Source organism: Telluria sp. AC161 (genome assembly GCF_979258535.1).
The window spans coordinates 1,019,352-1,039,079 of record NZ_OZ409861.1; the positions used below are offsets into that span (position 1 = coordinate 1,019,352).

At 65.8% G+C, this 19,728-nt stretch carries 11 protein-coding genes; 7 read left to right on the forward strand and 4 right to left on the reverse strand.

The window, feature by feature from the left end:
- Window positions 1-65 precede the first annotated feature (65 nt).
- Window positions 66-2,555 carry a hybrid sensor histidine kinase/response regulator gene (locus ACZ0AJ_RS04590; RefSeq protein ID WP_499454029.1) on the forward strand — a complete coding sequence of 830 codons (2,490 nt, stop codon included), beginning with the start codon at window positions 66-68 and terminating at the stop codon, window positions 2,553-2,555.
- Between the two features lie 27 nt (window positions 2,556-2,582).
- Here ACZ0AJ_RS04590 and ACZ0AJ_RS04595 read toward each other — a convergent pair whose 3' ends face one another.
- Together ACZ0AJ_RS04595 and ACZ0AJ_RS04600 are read right to left on the reverse strand one after the other, a co-directional pair.
- The gene (locus ACZ0AJ_RS04595; RefSeq protein ID WP_499452926.1) at window positions 2,583-3,269 is read right to left on the reverse strand and encodes a UPF0149 family protein; all 687 of its coding nucleotides are present in this window, start codon (window positions 3,267-3,269) and stop codon (window positions 2,583-2,585) included.
- Between the two features lie 143 nt (window positions 3,270-3,412).
- Complete coding sequence (locus ACZ0AJ_RS04600; protein WP_499452927.1) at window positions 3,413-4,453, reverse strand: alpha/beta hydrolase; 1,041 nt, start codon at window positions 4,451-4,453, stop codon at window positions 3,413-3,415.
- 156 nt (window positions 4,454-4,609) lie between these two features.
- Here ACZ0AJ_RS04600 and ACZ0AJ_RS04605 point away from each other — a divergent pair, with 156 nt between their 5' ends.
- Together ACZ0AJ_RS04605 and ACZ0AJ_RS04610 are read left to right on the forward strand one after the other, a co-directional pair.
- A complete protein-coding gene (locus ACZ0AJ_RS04605; protein WP_499452928.1) occupies window positions 4,610-5,623 on the forward strand; it encodes a serine/threonine protein kinase in 1,014 nt (337 codons plus the stop codon).
- A gap of 117 nt (window positions 5,624-5,740) precedes the next feature.
- Window positions 5,741-8,203, forward strand: a complete 2,463-nt coding sequence (locus tag ACZ0AJ_RS04610) for a coiled-coil domain-containing protein (protein WP_499452929.1) — start codon at window positions 5,741-5,743, stop codon at window positions 8,201-8,203.
- 151 nt (window positions 8,204-8,354) lie between these two features.
- On the opposite strand, the gene ACZ0AJ_RS04615 is transcribed toward ACZ0AJ_RS04610, so the two are convergent.
- Both ACZ0AJ_RS04615 and ACZ0AJ_RS04620 read right to left on the reverse strand, forming a co-directional pair.
- Window positions 8,355-8,789, reverse strand: a complete 435-nt coding sequence (locus tag ACZ0AJ_RS04615; RefSeq protein WP_221290079.1) for a DUF8785 domain-containing protein — start codon at window positions 8,787-8,789, stop codon at window positions 8,355-8,357.
- A gap of 124 nt (window positions 8,790-8,913) precedes the next feature.
- Window positions 8,914-9,972 carry a DUF475 domain-containing protein gene (locus tag ACZ0AJ_RS04620; protein ID WP_499452930.1) on the reverse strand — a complete coding sequence of 353 codons (1,059 nt, stop codon included), beginning with the start codon at window positions 9,970-9,972 and terminating at the stop codon, window positions 8,914-8,916.
- Between the two features lie 133 nt (window positions 9,973-10,105).
- Here ACZ0AJ_RS04620 and ACZ0AJ_RS04625 point away from each other — a divergent pair, with 133 nt between their 5' ends.
- From ACZ0AJ_RS04625 to ACZ0AJ_RS04640, 4 genes are all read left to right on the forward strand, one after another.
- The gene (locus ACZ0AJ_RS04625) at window positions 10,106-10,528 is read left to right on the forward strand and encodes a divergent PAP2 family protein (protein ID WP_499452931.1); all 423 of its coding nucleotides are present in this window, start codon (window positions 10,106-10,108) and stop codon (window positions 10,526-10,528) included.
- Window positions 10,529-10,797: 269 nt separating this feature from the next.
- Window positions 10,798-11,943 carry an efflux RND transporter periplasmic adaptor subunit gene (locus ACZ0AJ_RS04630; RefSeq protein WP_183550458.1) on the forward strand — a complete coding sequence of 382 codons (1,146 nt, stop codon included), beginning with the start codon at window positions 10,798-10,800 and terminating at the stop codon, window positions 11,941-11,943.
- Between the two features lie 28 nt (window positions 11,944-11,971).
- Window positions 11,972-15,178 (forward strand): efflux RND transporter permease subunit, encoded by a 3,207-nt coding sequence (locus ACZ0AJ_RS04635; protein WP_499454033.1) that lies wholly within the window; start codon window positions 11,972-11,974, stop codon window positions 15,176-15,178.
- Window positions 15,179-15,440: 262 nt separating this feature from the next.
- The gene (locus ACZ0AJ_RS04640) at window positions 15,441-19,661 is read left to right on the forward strand and encodes an ATP-binding protein (protein WP_499454035.1); all 4,221 of its coding nucleotides are present in this window, start codon (window positions 15,441-15,443) and stop codon (window positions 19,659-19,661) included.
- The last annotated feature ends 67 nt before the right edge of the window (window positions 19,662-19,728 follow it).

Consider the following 19,728-nt stretch of genomic DNA (forward strand, 5'->3'; position numbering starts at 1 on the left):
CAAGGGCCACTGTCAAACCGGAAAAAGCTGCAATCCGGCAAGCAAGTTATGCGACAATCCCGGGCATGGACTCGCTCTCCGCTACCGCTTTTTCGGGTGACAGTGTGATGGCTGCGCAGATGCGCAGCCACGACTGGCGCCAGTGCCCGCTCGGCGCACCCGACACCTGGCCGCCGTCCCTGCGGACGGCGGTCGACATGATGCTGCATTCCGCGTTCCCGATGTCTGTTGCGTGGGGGCCACAGCACATCATCCTGTACAACGACGCGTATATCCCGATCCTTGGCGAACGCCATGCCGGCGCGCTCGGCCAGCCGTTCGCGGCCTTGTGGCCCGAGGTCTGGCCCGAGCTGCAGCCGCAGGTCGAACATGTCATGGGCGGCAAGCCGGTCTTTTTCGACGATTACCCGCTGTGCCTGCTGCGTAACGGTTATCCCGAACGCACCTGGTTCACCTTCTCGTATGCGCCGCTGCACGTCGCTGACGGCAGTGTCGGCGGCCTGTTCTGCACCGCGATGGAAACCACGGCCCGCGTGCTGGGCGAGCGCCGTGCTGCGTTCCGGCTCACGCTGTCCGATGCGCTCGCACCGCTGGCCGATCCGGGGAAGGTGATTGCCACCGCCAGTGCGCTGCTGGGGACAAAACTGGGCGCAGCGCGCGTGCTGTATGCCGAAGCCGATGCGCTCAGCGGGGCGCTGGCCGCGCCATCCGTCTGGCTGCAGGATGGCGCTGCGCCACGGGCACAAGCGGATCGCCTCGGTCCGGCCCTGATGGCAACCCTGCAGCAGGGCGCCGTCGTCTGCATCCACGATGCCGCCAACGATCCGCTCTCGCTGCAGTTGCCGTTCCATGAGCGCGTGGGCGCCATGCTGGTCGTGCCTTTGATGGCAGCGGGCCGGTTGGCCGCGTGCCTGCGTGTGGATGCACCGACGCCGCGCTCATGGACCGACCACGATATCCGGCTGGCGCGCGATGTGGCCGAGCGCACCTGGATCGCGGCGGGCACCGCGCGTGCGCACGTCCTGCTGCGCGAGGAGCGTGACCGGGGCCGCGAGATCTTTGCCAATATCTCCGAAGGCTTCGTGCTGTTCGACCGCAACTGGGTGATGCAGCACATGAACGCCGAAGGTTTGCGCATCTGCGCCGTCACGAGCGACGAGGTCATCGGGCGCAATCACTGGGATGTGTTCCCGGCCATGCTCGACTGTGAGGCCGGTCGCATGTACCACAGCGTGATGACGACCCGCAAGGCCGGCAGCGCCGAACAGTGCCGCGCCTTTCCCGATGGCCGCCGCGTCTGGATCGATCTGCGCGCCTATCCGACCCAGGACGGCGGTATCGCGACGTTCTTCCGCGACATCACCGACCGCAAGCTGGTTGAAGAAAAGCTGGTGGAGGCCGATCGCCGCAAGGATGAATTCCTGGCGATGCTCGCGCACGAGCTGCGCAATCCGCTCGCGCCGATCAGCGCCGCCGCCGAGCTGCTCCGGCTCGGCAACGTCGATGCGCGCCGGGTGCACCAGAGCAGCACCATCATCAGCCGCCAGGTGCGCCACATGACGCGGCTGGTGGACGATCTGCTCGACGTCTCGCGCGTGACGCGCGGCCTGATCACGCTGGGCCAGGCGCGCGTGGCGGCGCGTACCGTCATCGAAGAAGCGATCGAGCAGGTGCGCCCGACGGTCGACACGCGCGCGCAGACGCTCACCGTGCGCCTGCCGTCGGCCGGCGTCGCGGTGCTCGGTGACAAGGCGCGCCTGGTGCAGGTGGTGGCCAACGTGCTGGCCAATGCGGCCAAGTACACGCCGGCCGGGCGCTGCATCGACCTGCGCGCTGACCTGCACGGCAACCGGCTGGTGCTGAGCGTGCGCGACGAAGGCATCGGCATGGACGTCGAACTGACCGGGCGCGTGTTCGACCTGTTCACGCAGGCCGAGCGCTCATCGGACCGCGCCCAGGGCGGGCTGGGGCTCGGGCTGGCGCTGGTCAAGCATCTGGTCGAGCTGCACGGGGGCACGGTGGGCTGTTCCAGTCCGGGCCTGGGCAAGGGCAGCACGTTCGTCATCACGCTGCCGCTGCTGCTCGAAGAAGTGCCGGACCTGCCAGAGCCGGTCGTCGCGGCGCCAGCCGGCGTCGCGCGCCTCAAGGTGCTGGTGGTCGATGACAATACCGATGCTGCGGAAATGCTTGGTTTGCTGCTGGCGGCGCAGGGACATGACGTGGCGATCGAGCACGGGGCGCTGGGGGCGCTGGCGCGGGCGCGCAGCATGCGGCCCGATGTCTGCCTGCTCGATATCGGCCTGCCTGAAATCGATGGGCATGAACTGGCGCGGCGCTTGCAGCAGGATCCCGGGATGGCCGATTCGGTGCTGGTGGCGGTGACGGGTTACGGGCAGCCGCAGGACCGCGATGCGGCGCTGGCGGCAGGATTTGCGCACCACCTGGTCAAGCCGCTCGATGTGGAGGTATTGCTGGAGGTGCTGGCTGGCGTGCCGGGCAGGGGGCCCGGGCAGCAGGTTCACGAAAACGTACGGGAACAGGTCGGGCAGGATTGACAGCCAGGCCGTCAATCCTGCAGTTTATTATTCAGCGCCGCAGCACTTCTTGAATTTCTTGCCGCTGCCGCAGGTGCAGTCGTCGTTGCGGCCAACCTTCGGCTCGTCGCGCACGATGGTTTCCACGGCCGGCTTGCGCAGTGGCAGCCAGTGGCGGTAGATCGCTGGCACGTTGGCCTCGATCTGCAGCGCCAGTGCGTGCACCTTGACCGGATCGTCGACCTCGGCCAGTTCGGCTTCTTCGATTTCGTCCGCGCCCAGCAGGTAGATCGGGCGGATCAGTTCAGCGACGTCGCTGTCCCAGATCGCATCCCACGAGCCGGCGCGCAGTTCGACGCCTTCCCAGAAACCCCAGCACCAGGCTTCCGGATCGATCAGCACCTTGCCGTCGACATCGTGCTCGCAGAACAGCGGCTCGAAATCCTTTGGCGCAACCTCGAACGTGATCAGGACTTCGTTCATGAAGCGCATGATCAGGTTGACGATGCGTTCTTCGTCGCGCTTGTTCTTCCATTTCGGCGCCGCGGCCTCGTCTTCGCCCCAGACCATTGGCAGCCATTCGGCCGGCATGATCGATTCCGGACCGATCGCGATGGCGGTCAGGTAGCCGTGCAGGGTGTCCATCGTCATCGCGTCGTCGGAACAACGGTCGGAGAGCAGGAACTGGTCGAGTTCGTCGAATTCTTTTTCGGAGAGGGGCTGTTCGAGGTGCATGGGGTAGGTGGTCTGTGGCGCGAGCGCGCCTGTTGCGTCAAAGGCGCCAGTGTAACGCCTGCGCCGTCGCCGGGCACGAAAAACCTGCCGGCGAGGCGCTGCTTGCAACGTTTACTTCAGTGTCGAACGGTAGTACAGCAAGATTAACGCTTGGCGTTGAAGGCCTTGGTCAGCTCGTCCGCTGCGAACTGCTGGGCTTCCTTGGCCTTCGGCACCACGGCGTCCATGCCGAAGAACTCGTGGGTCACGCCGGTGAAGTGGCGGTAGTTGACGGTCACGCCTTCCTTCTTGAGGCGGTCGGCGTAAGCCTTACCCTCGGTCATGAGCGGATCGATTTCCGCGGTGATCACGGTTGCGGCTGGCAGGCCCTTGAGCGAGGCGGCCTTCATCGGCAGAGCGTACGGGCTCTTTGGATCGGCGCCATAGTGCTTGAAGAACCACGTCATCATCGCCTTGTTCAGTGGCTTGGCGTTGGCGTTCTTCTTGTACGACTCGTTGTTCATGTCGTCGTTGACCACTGGGTAGACCAGCAGCTGGTGCACCGGCATCTGGATTTTCTTTTCCATTGCCATCATCGACACCACGGTTGCCAGGTTGCCGCCGGCCGATTCGCCCGCCACTGCGACGCGCATCGGATCGCCATTGATGCTCTTGGCATTGGCCAGTGCCCACTGGTAAGCCGCGAATGCGTCTTCGGTCTGGGTCGGGAACTTGTGCTCCGGTGCACGGCGATAGTCGGCCGAGATCACGATCGCCTTGGCCTTCTTGGCCAGGCCACGCACCGATGCTTCATACACCTTGGTGTCGGCAATCACGAAGCCGCCGCCGTGGAAGTACACGACGACCGGGAACGGACCCGCGCCTTCAGGCGTGAAGATGTGGATCGGGAAGCTACCGCCCTTGCCCTGGATCGATTGCGTCTTCATCGTGACGCCTGGTTCCGGTGCGGTGCTCTTGCCGGCGTCGGTCAGCACTTTCTTGACAGCGTCGCTCGGGGTTGGCTGCTTGCGCGCTTCTTCCGGGCTCAGGGTTTCGATCGGCTTTGGCTTCAGGGCCGCCATCGCGTCCAGCACTTTCTGCATGTTCGGCTCGGCCTTTGGCGGCTGGGCAGCAGTTTGTGCGATGGCGGTGCCGGCCAGCAGGCCAGCGGCGAGAGCGATGACGGTCAAAGTCAGTTTTTTCATGGTCAGTCCTATGCGGTTATTTGTCCGCTGCACGATGCGCGGGTACATACATGACATGAGACCTTGTTAGATTGTCACACTCTGTGCGAGAACGAACACAGCAGTAGTGAAATGTTCGCAATCACCACGCGACCGTGCGCCGCCGTACAATGGGGCATGGATAACCTCAACCCTGCCACCGCCGACGCCACGCCTGACCACCCGTACGCGCGCCTCGATCCCGCGACTGTGCTCGATGCGCTCGACAGCGTCGGCTTGCATGGTGACGGGCGCCTGCTGGCGCTCAACAGCTACGAGAACCGCGTCTACCGCGTGGGTCGTGAAGAGGGCGAGCCGGTGGTGGTCAAGTTTTACCGGCCAGAACGCTGGAGCGATGAGGCCATCCTGGAAGAACACGGTTTCGTTGCCGAGCTGGTGGCGCAGGAACTCCCCGTGGTGCCGGCCATCGAGATCGACGGGCGCACGCTGCACACGTTCGACGGTTTCCGTTTTGCGGTGTTCGAGAGCCGCGGCGGGCGCGCGCCCGAGCTGGGCGACCCCGCCGTACTGGAATGGATTGGCCGTTTCATCGGTCGCATCCATGCACAGGGCGCCGTCAAGCCCTTCCTGCTGCGCCCGGCGCTCGACCCGGTCACGTTCGGTCGCGAACCGTTCGACTGGCTGCGCAGCCACGACTTCGTGCCACCCGAACTGATGCCGGCCTGGTCGAGCGTGATGGAACAGGCGCTTGAAGGCGTGGCACGCTGCTACGAGCGCGCCGGTGAATTGCCGCTCGTGCGCCTGCATGGCGATTGCCACGGCGGCAACGTGCTATGGACGCCCGACGGGCCGCACTTCGTCGACTTCGACGACAGCCGCATGGGCCCGGCGGTGCAGGATCTGTGGATGCTGCTGTCCGGTGAGCGGCAGGAGATGGTGGGCCAGATGGCCGACGTGCTGGCCGGTTACGAGGATTTCTGCGATTTCCACCCGCGCCAGCTGTATCTGGTCGAAGCCTTGCGCACGCTGCGCCTGATCCATTACTCGGCGTGGCTGGCAATGCGCTGGACCGATCCGGCATTTCCGGCTGCTTTCCCCTGGTTCAATACCCAGCGTTACTGGCAGGACCGCATCCTCGAACTGCGCGAGCAGGTCGCGTTGATGGATGAGCCGCCGCTGTGGCAGATGTAAGAATGCAGAGGGGCGTGGCGAAACGCCAAGCTGATGCACAATTGCCACCCAGTTCGGCATAGCACGAGAACCGGATTTGCCGGATAATCAACCCGACTGCCGCCACAGAGACTCCGCATGGAACCGAACCCAGCCCAACAAGACGACACCGACTTCACGATCGACCTGTCGCCGGCCGCCGGCGCGCTGGCGCCGACCGATGCGGTGCCAGTGCCAGTGCCGACGCCGATGGCTGCCGCGTTCGCGCAGCCGGTGGTGCCGGTCACGCCGGTGCTGCCCGCTGCGGTAGAACCTGCCGAATTTGCCGGTCCGGGTCGCAAACCACTCGAAATGCGCGAAATCCAGGAAGCGATCGCCCGTGTCGAAGCTGAGGCGAAAGCGAATATGGCGGCCGAGAGCCGCCACCACGCCGAGGCACGTGCCCGCTCGCTGGCCGACGAGCGCGCCTCCATCGACGCCGCTGCCGCTGCGGCGGCGCAAGCCAATTCCCAGGCCTCCGAAGACGCCATCGCCGCCAACCGCGAACGCCTCGACTCGCTGCGCGCCGCCGCGCAGGCCTCCAGCGAACGCCTGGACGCGATCCGTCAAGAAACTGCCGAGCTGCGCGCGCGCGTAAAAAGCGATACCGAAGTGCGGGTCGCCACCGAAGCGCGTGCCCGCCTCGAAGAAGAGGCGCGCCGCCGCGCCACGGCCCAGATCGAAGCCGAGGCCGAACTGGCTGCCAAGGCCGCCCGTGCGGCCGACGAACTGGTCGTGCACACCGAGCAGGCGCGCCTGCAGGCGGTCGAACGCATGGCTGCTGTCGAGGCGGCGCGCGAAGAAGTGCAGCACAACGCCAGCGCCGACGCCCGCATCGCCATCCTGGCGCGCGAGCGCGAGCGGGCCGAACGTTCCGCGCGTCAGACGGCCGAGAAACTGGCCGACGCCGAAGCCGAAGCCCTTGAACTGACCCAGCAGCGCGAGCGCGCCGACCAGATCGCGCTGACGTCGGCCTTTGCCCGCGCGGCAGCCGAAGCGCGCGCACTCGAAGAAGCACGCGCCTACGCCCACATCGAGCAGGAACGCGAGGCGATCGCGCTGGCCCAGGCCGAGTCCGAACGCGTGGCCGGTCAGTCGCTGCGCATGCGCCTGCAAACCGAAAAAGACATCCGCGACGCCGCCGTGCACCGCGAGCGGCAAGAACAGATGGCGGCCTCGAGCGCCGCCGCACGGCGCGACGCCGAAACACGCATCCTGGCCGCGACCGAAGCGCGCATCGAAGCCGACCGCAAGCTGCGTCTGGTGGCCGAAGACCGCGCCCGCGCCGAAGAAGAAGCGGGCGAGCAGGTGCAGGCGCGGCTGGAAGCCGAAGCCCAGGCCGCGCTTGACGCGCGCGCGCGCATGGCGGCCGATGAAGCGGCTACGGTCGCGGCGCAGCGCGAGGCCGAGGAACACCGGCGCGAACGCGCGCTGGCCGACGAGCGGGCCGCACTGGCGCAGGCGGCAGCCGACGCGCAGGCAGCAGTGAACGATGACGACGCGGCAGCGCTGGCGCTAGAAGCGTCGCAGGTGCAGTTGCAGCAAGAGGCCGCGCAGCTGGCGGCGCAGCGCCGCGAACAGGCTGAACACCTGGTGCAGGCCGAGCAGGAACGCAAGACCGCCGAGGCCGAGGCCCTGGCAGCACTGGAACAGAAAATCGCGGCCGAGCATGAGCTGACGCTGGCGGCGCAGGCGCGCAGCGAGGCCGAAGCGGCGGCTGCCGCAGCCCTGCAGGCGAAGGTCGAGGCCGAGCGGCGCATCGAGGACGCGCAGCGCGCCGCCTGGGAAGCGCAGCAGGCGCAGGCCGATGCGGCCATCGAAGAAGCATCGCAGGCCGAGGCGGCAGCCGCCGCCCAGCAGGCGCACGCGCGCCGCGCCGCCGAGCTGGCGCAGGCGCAGGCCGAACGGGCCGAGGTCGAGCAGCAGCAGGTGACCCTGACCGAAGCGGCTATCGCCGCCGAGCGCGATGCAACCCGCGCCGCGCGCGAGGCACTCGTGCTGGTCGAGCGCAAGCTGGCCGCGCAGCGCGAGCAGGCTGCCGCCGACACCCGCGCCAACGAGGCGCAGGCGGCGCGGCTGGCATCCGAACAGGCTGCGGCGCAGGCGGCCGTGTCGCGCGCCGACGCCGAGCAGGCGCAGGCCGAACTGGCACGCCAGCGCGAACTGGCCGAGCTGGCCGCGGTGCAGGCCGCGCTTGAAAAACGCGAAGCGCAGCGGGCGCTGCTCGAACACGCGCAAGAGCACGCCGAAATGCAGCGCAAGGCAGCGCACGCGACGCAGCAGATGGCCAACGCGCGCAAGCAGCTGGTCAATCTGGAAAGCCGGCGTCAGGACGACGATGCGGTCGAGCTGGCAGCGACGCAGCGCGCCATCGGCGAGCGCAAGGTCGAAGCAGGGCAGCGCTCGGTCTCGGCCGATCTGACCCGCGAGGTGCTGGGCCGGTTCAAGCAGTCGCAGGCGCGGGCCGGCGATACATCGGCGGCGCAGGCGGCCGCCAGGCTGGCAGAAGTGATTGCGACCCAGCGCGAGCTGGATGGACACCGCAAGGGCGATCCGGACTGATCGGGGAGGGCATGTAAATGCCCCGATGCTCTACGCACGTCGTTCCTGCGAAGGCGGGAACCCAAGTTCGCCGCGTAGCGGCAGCGTTTGACGTCACACGTACGGCATGCAGCCTTGGGTTTCCGCCTGCGCGGGAACGACGGTGGTGTGCTTACTGGGCCGGCGCCTGTTCAGGCAAACCCGGCGCCTGGCTTGGCGACAGCGGATTGTCCGGGCCGCCGGCCACTTTCGACACGAAATACTCGGTCTCGCCAAAGCAGGTGGTCGGCACACCCTTGTGCTGGTCATACGTCAGCTGCACGCGCTTGCCCATGCTGGCCAGGAGGGCCGGCACCACGGTTTCGTCGCGCACCGTAAATACAAAGCGCTCGGGAATCGCGCCCGGCATGCTCGACAGCAGAATCTCGCCTTCCCACGTTTTGCACAGCCAGCCACGCTTGGAGAATTTCTGCAGGTAGCCGGCCCGTTCACCTTCCGAATACGACCAGGTCAGCGTGAACCAAGTATAGCCTGCAGCCAGGACAGCAACGATGGCGATGAGGATGAGCAGGATGGCGGAAGTGCGCTTGGGCATGGTGGTCGGCATGGTTGGGTGGCTGGTCGATCAAGAAAGTGGACGGAGTTGGCAAACAGGCAGCGCAAACGCGGTGCGCGCCCATTCTGCCATGCCTTGCCTTAATCGCAAACCGGGATTGCTGACAACGAAGGATTCAGCCCGTCTGGCTGGCGCCTAGGGCGTCTTCTGCGGCCAGCCGCCGGCGATGCCGGATCGATGACCATAGCGAGACGAGAATGAACGCCAGCCCGGACAGCCCCGTGAACCATTCGGGAATGTGATAGTGGACGCTGGCGAACATGATCAGCGCCAGGATGCCGATGGCGTAGTGCGCGCCGTGTTCGAGGTACACGAATTCCTGCAGCGTGCCCTTGTAGACCAGGAACACGGTCATCGAGCGCACGAACATGGCCCCGATGGCCAGCCCCAGCATGATGATGACGACATCGTAGGTGATGGCAAACGCGCCGATCACGCCGTCGAAGCTGAACGACGCATCGAGCACCTCGAGGTACAGGAAGCCCCCGATGCTGCCCTGCGAGATCATCGCGCCCACCGACGGGTCGTGTTCCTTCGCTTCGAGCAGGTTGCTGAGCCATTTCACCGCTATATAGATCAGCACGCCCGTGACGCCGGCGATCAGCACTGCCAGCTTGCGCGCCTCTGGCATCAGGCGCATGGCGGCGACCACGCACAGCAGCGTGAGCAGCACGGCCAGGCCTTCGGTGCCGTACTTGCCGACCTTCGCTTCGAACCAGTCGAACCAGTGCAGCTCTTTTTCTTCATCGAACAAAAAGTTCAGGAACACCAGCATCAGGAAGGCGCCGCCGAAAGCGGCGACCTCGGCGTGGTGCGCGGTCAGGTTGCGTGAATACTCGGCGGGATTGTCGAGCGCCATGTGCCAGACGTCCGGCAGCCCCAGGCCGGTCGCGGCTGCCACGATCACCAGCGGAAACAGCAGGCGCATTCCGAATACCGCCACCAGGATGCCGACGGTGAGGAACAACTTGCGCCAGAATTCGTTCCAGTGCTTGAGCACCGATGCGTTGACGACGGCATTGTCGAAAGAAAGCGACACTTCGAGCACGCCGAGGATGGCGGTGATCCACAAGGCTTGCAGCAGCCCCGGCCAGCCCCGGTGCGCGTAGCCCCACCAGCCGGCGAGCACCATGAGCACTGCCGTTACGACGAACGACCACCGGAAATGCCGCATATGCGCCTCTTGTGTGCAGGTATCTGTTGGGACAATATTACCGTGTCCCTGCCAAAATGGGCAGTACCGAAAGTCGCCCGCCGAGCCTTGCTTCTGAGATAATTCTGCCCAGCATTTTTCACTCTAAGACATCATGGAAATCATTTATCTCATCACACCGGTACTGACCTGGATGGTAGTCGGCCCGATCAAGTTCCTCATATCCAGTGTGCGCTACCGGCGCTGGGCCTTCGACCTGGTCGGCAATGGCGGCTTTCCCAGCAACCACAGCGCCGTCGTCTCCAGCATGGCCACGCTGATCGCGCTACGCGAAGGCATGGGCCATCCGGCGTTCGGCGTGGCGGTCACGCTCGCTTTTATCGTCATGATCGACGCCAACAGCCTGCGCCAGCACGTCGGGCGTCACGCGGTCACGCTGAATCGCCTGAATGAGGGCAAGCAAGACTATGTGATCCTGCGCGAGCGCATGGGCCACACCCGGTTCGAGATCGCCGGTGGCATCCTGACCGGCATCGGCATGGGCTTTCTGATCTACACCGTGCTGGGCGGGTTCTGATGTACGTACGGGATGCGTGCGCCGCGCATCCCGCCGCGCATCCCGCCAGACCTCCGGTTGTCCGTTGGTTGTTCATTGGTTGTCCGTTTTTTACTGCATTTCATCCCGGACGGAATGCAGCTCATCGCCAGATTCCGCACTTCATCCATCCATTTCCGCACTACACAGGTTCGTCAATTGACGCTGCTGGAGACCTCCTGAATACTGCGCGCTGGATGTATCTGAACTTATTTTTATAAAAACACCGAGTCCATTTCCGGAGAACCACCATGCTGCGCAAAACACTCCTCGTTCTAGCCATCGCATCAAGCTTAGTCGCTTGCGGCAAAGATTCCAAAGCCCCCGAGGGCAAGGACAACAAGCCGACCCAGCTGACCGTGGCGCAGGAGGATGTCTTGACGATCCAGAGCGCGTCGGTGTCGTCGGGCCCCGTGATTACCGGCTCGATCGAGCCCGAGCGCCGCGCCGACCTGCGCGCCGAAGTCTCGGCCATCGTGCTGCAGGTGCTCAAGGAAAACGGTGAACCGGTCAAGCGCGGCGACGTGCTGGTGCGCCTCGACGAGACCTCGATCCGCGACACCCTGATGTCGGCCGAAGACATGCAGCGCGCCGCCTCGCTGGCCGTCGACCAGGCCAACCGCCAGCTCGAACGCCTGAAAACCCTGACGGCGTCGGGCATGACGTCGGCCAAGGCGCTGGACGACGCCGAAATGGCGCGCAACAACGCCATGAGTGAACTGTCGAGCTCGCGCAGCCGCGTGGCCACCGCGCGCCAGCAGCTGGCCCGCACCACCGTGCGCGCGCCGTTCGACGGCATCGTTTCCGAGCGCAAGGTCTCCAATGGCGACACCGCCACCATCGGCAAGGAACTCGTCAAGGTCATCGACCCGACCAGCATGCGTTTCGAAGGCGCGGTCTCGGCCGACTCGGTCAGTACCGTCAAGATCGGCCAGAAGGTCAACTTCCGCGTCAATGGCTACGCGGACCAGACGTTTGCCGGCGTCGTCAGACGCATCGATCCGGCTGCCAATCCGGTGACGCGCCAGGTCGAAGTGCTGGTGGGCTTTGTCGACAATGCGCAGCCGCGCGTGGCCGGCCTGTACGCCGAAGGGCGCGTCGACGCAGCCGCGACCGATGCGCTGATGCTGCCCGAGAGCGCGCTGGTGCGCGTGGGCGACGCCAGCCACACCTGGCGCATCAAGGACAAGACGCTGTCGAAGGTCAAGCTGGTGGTCGGCGCGCGCGACGCCCGCACCGGCAATGTCGAGATCAAGCAGGGCCTCGCGGCCGGCGACGTGGTGCTGCGTGCGCCGACGTCGAACCTGAAGGACGGCCAGAAGGTCGACATGCCGAACGCCCGTGTGGCCAGCGCCAATGGCGCGGGTGCGGGCGCCGGCGCGGTCCAGGGCAAGTAAGCCCAGGAACACCAAAGGAAAACCCACCATGTTCCTGTCCAATTTTAGTGTCAAGAAACCGGTCGCGACGATTGTCATCATCGTCGCGATGATGGCCATCGGCCTGCTGGCCCTGTCCAAGCTGAAGGTCAACCAGGAGCCGGACGTCGAGATTCCGATCATCGTGGTCGACATTCCCTATCCGGGCGCATCGCCCGAGACTGCCGAGCGCGAGATCACCAACCGCCTCGAAAAGCAGATGCAGGCGATCCAGGGCGTCAAGGACGTCAATTCCAACTCCTACGAAGGCGGCGCCTCGATCTGGATGGAATTCGACTTCGACCGCGACCTGATCGAAGCATCGGACGACGTGCGCAACGCGATTGCCGCCGTGCGCTACAAGCTGCCGATCGAAATGCGCGAGCCGGTGCTGCGCCGGATCGATCCCTCGGCCCAGCCGATCATGTCGCTGGCGCTGTCGTCGAGCACCCAGAGCCACGCCGAAATCTCGCGCTACGCCGAAGACGTGCTGGCCGACGAGTTCCGCGGCATCGATGGCGTCTCGACCGTGGTCGTCAACGGCGCGCTGCGGCGCGAGCTGTCGGTGCTGCTGCGCGCCGAGAAGCTAAGTGAATTCAATGTCTCGGCGTCCGATGTCACCAATGCGCTGCGTAACGGCAATACCAATGCGCCGGTGGGCAAGCTGCGCAGCGAACTCGACGAAAAAGGCATTCGCCTGGTCGGGCGCATCGAGCGGCCGGAAGACTTTTCGCAGATCGTCGTCAAGCGCAATGGCGACCAGATCGTGCGCCTGAGCCAGGTGGCCGAGATCCGCGATGGCTTCGCCGACGTGAACACGCTGTCGGTGCGCAGCGGCAAGCCGAATGTGGGCCTGCAGATCTCGCGTTCACGCGATGCCTCGACCGTATCGCTGGCCAAGCGCGTGCACGAAGTGGTGGCGGCGCAGAGCAAGCTGCTGCCGGCCGGCACCGAACTCGAAGTCGTGCGCGACGGCGGCAAGGATGCGCAGTCGAGTCTGAACAACGTGATCGAAGCGCTGGTGCTGGGTGCGGTCCTGACCGTGTTCGTCGTCTATGCGTTTCTCAATTCGTGGCGCTCGACGCTGATCACCGCGCTGGCGCTGCCGACGTCGGTGCTGGCCGCGTTCATCGCGGTCTGGCTGTGCGGCTTCACGCTGAACTTCATGACGCTGCTGGGTCTGTCGCTGGCGATTGGCGTGCTGATCGACGATGCGATCGTGGTGCGTGAAAACATCGTGCGCCATATGGAGATGGGGTCCGACCGCCGCACCGCCGCGCTCGAAGGCACCGCCGAGATCGGCATGGCGGTGGCCGCGACCACGTTCTCGATCATGGCCGTGTTCGTGCCAGTGGCCTTCATGCCGGGCGTGTCCGGCGAGTGGTTCCGCCCGTTCGCGCTGACCGTGACCTGCTCGGTGATCGTGTCGCTGTTCATCTCGTTCACGCTCGACCCGATGATGTCGGCCTTCTGGGGCGATCCGCCGGATCACCACAGCCGCCCGAAGACCGGCATCGGCGCCGTGCTGGATCGCTTCAATCACTGGTTCGACCACCAGGCCGACCGCTACGGCCGCGTGATCGCCTGGGCGCTGCATCACCGCCGCGCGATGGCGTGCCTGGCAGTTCTCAGCCTGATCGGCGCGCTGGCCATGCACCATTTCTTTGGCGGGTCGAGCTTCCTGCCCAAGCAGGACTCGGGCAACCTGCAGATCGAGGTGCGCACGCCAGCTTCGTCGTCGATCGAGTATGCGCGCCGCAAGCTCGAAGCGGCAGCCGTACTGGCCCGTACCCTGCCTGAAACGAAAGACACCAACAGCAACGTCAAGACCAGCGGCGGCACGATCTACGTCGACATCGGCAAGCGCAGCGAACGCAAGCGCACCGCGTCCGAAGTCGCCGTCGAGCTGCGCGCCAAGATTGCCAGCCTGGTGGGCGCCGAATACACGGTCATCGATGACCTGTCCGGCGGCGGCAAACCGGTGCAGGTGGAATTCACCGGTCCCGATTCGCGCAAACTCATGGAGCTGACCACCGCCTACATGGAAAAGCTGCGTGAAGTGCCGGGTGCGGTCGACGTCGCGCTGTCCGAGCAGGATCCGAAGAACGAGCTGCAGATCGTGCTCGACCGGGGTCTTGCCAATGCCCTGGGCATTTCGGTGGGCGATGCGGCGCAGTCGCTGCGGGTGGCGTTTGCCGGCATCGAAGTGGGTGACTGGGTCGATCCGACGAGCGAAACCCGCGACGTCGCCGTGCGCCTGCATCCGGACGACCGCGTCAATACCGACAGCATCGAGCGTCTGCCGATTCCGGTCACCGGCACCGGCATGATGGTGCCGCTCGAGCAGATTGCCTCGATCACGATGGGCAAGGGCCCGTCGGCGATCCGCCACAAGAACGGCGAGCGCATGATCACCGTGTCGGCCAATGCCCAAGGCCGTTCGGCGGGCGAAGTCACGACCGACGCCATGAAGCTGGCGCGCACCTTCGACTTCCCGCCGGGTTATGGCCTGGCGCTGGGCGGTTCGGGTGAAGACCAGCAGGAGCTGTTCACCCAGATGCTCATTGCGCTGTTCTCAGGCATCGCGCTGATGTACCTGATCCTGGTGATGCAGTTCGGTTCGTTCACGGCACCGATCGGCGTGATGCTGTCGCTGCCGCTGTCACTGATCGGCGTCGTGCTGGCCCTGATCATGACCGGCAACACGCTCAACCTGATGAGCATGATCGGCATCCTGATGCTGATGGGACTGGTGGCCAAAAACGCGATCCTGCTGCTCGACGCGGCCAGGGCGCTCGAGGACGAAGGCATGGACCGCGAAGAAGCGCTGATGGCGGCCGGGCGCAAGCGCCTGCGGCCGATCCTGATGACCACCTTCGCGCTGATCGCCGGCATGCTGCCGGTGGCGCTGGCCCTGGGCGACTCGGGCGAGTTCTACCAGCCACTGGCCATTGCAATCATCGGCGGCACGATCACCTCGACCATCCTGACGCTGCTGGTGGTGCCAACCTTCTATGACAGCATCGAGATCGCCCGCGACCGCATGGTGGCCAAGTATGGCCGCCGCGCCGAGCATCGCAATGCGCTGGTGGCGTTCCTGATGACGTTTGTCGAAGCCATCCTGGCGCTGACGCTGGTACGCCTGGTGTATCGGGTGATCATGCGCCTCGTGCAGATGGTGACGGGCCGCGGCCGTACCAAGGTCGCGCCGGTCTGATTCGCCAGGGCAGGGCGCTGCGCGCGCCTTGCCGGATTTACCGGACACGGCCAGTCTCGACTGGCCGTGTTTTTTTATGCGTGACTAATGGTTGCTTTACCGGGGTTGTAAAATAGCACCTCGGCAACCGACGGACGACGGCTTATGGTCTAATAGCGGCTGTTTTGCCATGCACCTTGCCATTAGGCAGCATGTGCAACGGTGGCGTGCCTTCGCATGACGCCACGCCGCATCTCTATTTTCCTCCGTAAGGTCCAGCCCCATGCCCGCAGCCCAGCCCATTGCCCTGTTCGTGAACGACGACATGAACTGGCTCGCCGGTGGGGGTGAAATGGGCGAACTGATCCGCAGCATGGACTGGTCGGCCACGCCGCTCGGACCGCTGTCTGGCTGGCCGCAAAGCCTGCGCACATCGGTCAGCCTGTGCCTGTCGTCGACGTTCCCGATCCTGGTCTGCTGGGGCCCGGACGACATCCAGATCTACAACGACGCCTATCGCCCGATCTGCGGCGACCTGCATCCTGCCGCCATGGGCGCGCCATTCAAGGTGGTCTGGGCCACGGCCCTGCCGGTCGTGGGCGAGGCCTTCGAACTCGCGCACCAGGGCTCGGGTGCGTACATCCGCGACCAGCAGATGTTCCTTGATCGCAGTGGCTACCTTGAAGAAGCCAATATGACGTTCTCGTTCTCGCCGATCCGCGACGAGTCGGGCGCGATCGGCGGGATCTTCCACCCAATTACCGAAACCACGGTCCAGGTGCTCAGCGCGCGCCGCAGCAAGGGTTTGCGTGACCTGACCGCCAGCCTGGCAGGCGTGCGCTCGATCGGTGACATCGGTACGCAGCTGGCAAGCCACTGCGCGCACATGACGGCAGACGTGCCGTTCGTGCTGTTCTACCAGATCGATGCCGGGACCGGCACGCTGGCGTTGCGTGGCAGCGCGGGCCTGGCGGCGGGCAGTGCACTGGCCCCGGTGGCAACCGCGTTGGATGACAGCATCTGGCCGTTTGCCCGCAGCAGCAGCTCGCATACGGTCGAACAGGCCGACGACGTTGCCGCGCGCCTCGGGGAGGTCGCTTGCGGGCCCTACGATGACGCGCCGCGCTCGGCGCTGGTGCTGCCACTGACCTTGCCAGGGCAGCAGGAGCTGTTCGGCTTTGTCGTGGCCGGCGTCAGCGTGCGCCGCGCGCTCGACGCCGATTACCGCAATTTCTATGCGTTGCTCGGGGCGGCCGTCAATACTGCGGTGGGCAACGTCGTCGCCTACGAGCAGGAACAGCGCCGCGCCGAAGAACTGGCCCAGATCGACCGCGCCAAGACCGCATTTTTCTCGAACGTCTCGCATGAATTTCGCACGCCGCTGACGCTGATTCTCGGCCCGCTCGACGATGCACTGGCCGATGCGCCCGAGTCGATGAATGCAGTCCAGCGCCAGCGCGTCGAGCTTACGCACCGCAATTCGCTGCGCCTGCTCAAGCTGGTCAATTCGTTGCTCGACTTTTCGCGCATCGAGGCTGGCCGCGTGCAGGCCAGCTACGTCCCGGTCGATCTCACGCGCCTGACGGTCGATCTTGCCGGCGTGTTCGAGTCGGCCATGGCCAAGGGCGGCCTGCATTACACCGTCGATCTGCAGCCATTGACCCAGCCGGTGTTTGTCGATCGCGACATGTGGGAAAAGATCGTCTTCAACCTGCTGTCGAACGCCTTCAAGTTCACGCTGCACGGCGGCGTGACGGTGACGCTGCGCGAACATGCCGGCATGGCGCGCCTGTCGGTGCAGGACACCGGTACCGGCATTCCCGAGCACGAACTGCCGCGCATGTTCGAGCGTTTCCACCGCATCGAGGGCGCCCCAGGGCGAACCTACGAAGGCACCGGCATCGGCCTGGCGCTGATCCAGGAACTGGTGCGCCTGCATGGCGGGACGATCGCGGTGTCGAGCACCTTCGGCGAAGGCACGCGCTTCGATGTCGACCTGCCGTTTGGTGACGCCCACCTGCCGCCGGATCGCATCGTGCAGGCGCCGGAGGCGATGGCCGACCGCCAGCGCATGGGCGCGGCGTTCGTCGAAGAAGCACTGCGCTGGCTGCCCGACACGCAGGAAGGCGCTGCGCCGGCGCCGGAACCGACGCCGGATATGGACATGGACACGAGCGCGCCCGTGCAGCCTGACGCGCGGCCGCGCATCCTGGTCGCCGACGACAATAACGACATGCGCGCCTACCTGAAATCGCTGCTCGAACCGCATGCCGACGTGCGCGCGGTGGCCGACGGCCAGGCGGCCTATGAAATGGCGCTGCTGGACCCGCCCGACCTGTTGCTGTCGGACGTGATGATGCCGCGCCTGGACGGTTTCCGCCTGATCGCCAAGGTGCGCGCCAGCGAAGTTCTGCGCCATCTGCCGGTGATGCTGCTGTCAGCGCGCGCCGGCGAAGAGGCCAAGGTCGAGGGCCTGCAGGCCGGCGCCGACGACTACCTGGTCAAGCCGTTTTCGGCCAACGAGCTGCTGGCGCGCATCGGCACCCAGGTAGCGCTGGGACGCGAGCGGCGCCAGAACGCACGCGATGCACAGGCGCGCGAAGCGCATGTGCGGGCGCTGATCGACGCTTCGCCCGCGATGCTCTGGACCACCGACAACGACAGCCTCTGCACCTACCTGAGCCAGCGCTGGTACGACTACACGGGCCGCACGCCCGAGCAGGACCTGGGCATGGGCTGGCTCGAGAACGTGCACCCCGACGACGCCGCGCGCTCAGGCGAGATCTTCCTGGCCGCCAGCGCGGCGCGCGAGCCGTTCTCGTTCGACTACCGCCTGCGCAGCCATGACGGCAGCTACCGCTGGTTCATCGATGCCGGCCTGCCGCGCGTGAACGCCGCCGGGGAGCCGGACGGCTATGTCGGCACCGTGATCGACGTCCATGCGCGCAAGCTGTTGCAGGAGCGCTTCGAGCGCGTGTCCGAGGCAGGCGATATCGGCGTCTGGTACGCCGACGTGCCGTTCACGCATTTCCAGATCAACGCCGAGATGGCGCTGCACTTCGGCGTCGACATGGGGCGCGCCGCTTCGGTGAGCGAACTGCTGGCGGCGGTCGATCCGGAAGACCGCGAACGGCTGGCCGAGAGCGTCGAGCACGCGGTACGCGCCGGTGCGCCGCTGGACCTCGAATTCCGCACCCGTGTCGCCGCAGCGGACGGTGGCGACGGCGCGCCGCGCTGGTTGCGCGCCATCGGCTGGTGTGGCCTGGACAAGAATGGCCAGCCCGAGCGCTTCGACGGCGTCACGCTCGACATCGACAGCCAGAAACACGCCGAGCAGGAACTGCATCGCCTGGCGCGCGAACTGGGCGCGAAAAACCGCGCGCAAAGCGACTTCCTGTTTACGCTTGCTCACGAACTGCGCAATCCGCTGGCGCCGATCCGCTCGGGGCTGGAGCTGATGCGCATCGGCGCGGCCAGCGGCGACGTGCAGGCCATCATGCGGCGCCAGGTCGATCACATGGTGCACCTGGTGGACGACCTGCTCGACATGGCGCGCCTGGCAGAAGGCAAGGTCACGCTGCGCTGCGAACGTGTGCTGCTGGCCGACGCGGTGCGCGAAGCCGTCGACATGAGCATGCCGCTGGTCGAACGTGGCCGCCACACACTGGCCGTGCACCTGCCGGATGGTTATGTCGGCCTGCACGCCGACCGCCACCGCGTGGCCCAGATCCTGAGCAACCTTCTCAACAACGCGGCCAAATACACGCCGCCCGGTGGCGCGCTGGAAATCCGGGCGCAGATCGAGGGCGATGAAGTCGCGATCTCGGTGCTGGACAACGGCATCGGCATCGCCGCCGATGCGCTCGAGGGCGTTTTCGACATGTATGCACAGGCCCATGCGGGCGCCGAGATGGCGCAGGGCGGTCTGGGTGTGGGCCTGAACCTCGTGCAGCGCCTGGTGAAGCTGCATGGCGGCCGGGTGGCCGCTACCAGCGCCGGGGCCGGGCAGGGCAGCCAGTTCACGGTCTGGCTGCCGCTGCCGGCCGACAGCGCCACGCCGCTGCCAGTTGTAGCCGATGCGGCGCTGCAGGCAGCGCTCACTGACCCGGGCATGCTGCGTATCCTGGTGGTCGACGACAATGTCGATGCGGCCCAGACGCTGCAGGCGCTGCTGGAGATGAACGGGCACGCGGTGACGGCCGTGCACGATGGCGCCTCGGCACTGCTGCAGGCGGCGGCGCTGTTGCCGCAAGTCGTGTTTCTCGATATCGGGTTGCCGGACATGACCGGGTACGATGCGGCCGAGGCGATGCGGCGCATCGCCGGCATGGAAACATCGACGCTGATTGCGCTGACGGGGTGGGGCGCGGAACAGGACCGCAAGCGCTCGAGCCAGGCAGGGTTCGATCATCACCTGACAAAACCAGCCGACTTCTTGATTGTGGAGCAGTTGATCCGCGACGTGGCGGAGAGCGCGCAGGCCCAAAACAAACAGCCCGGCTAAAAAGCCGGGCTGCGATGGTGCGCCAAACCCGCCCCAACCTGCAGGGCGCTGTTCGGCTGGTTGACCG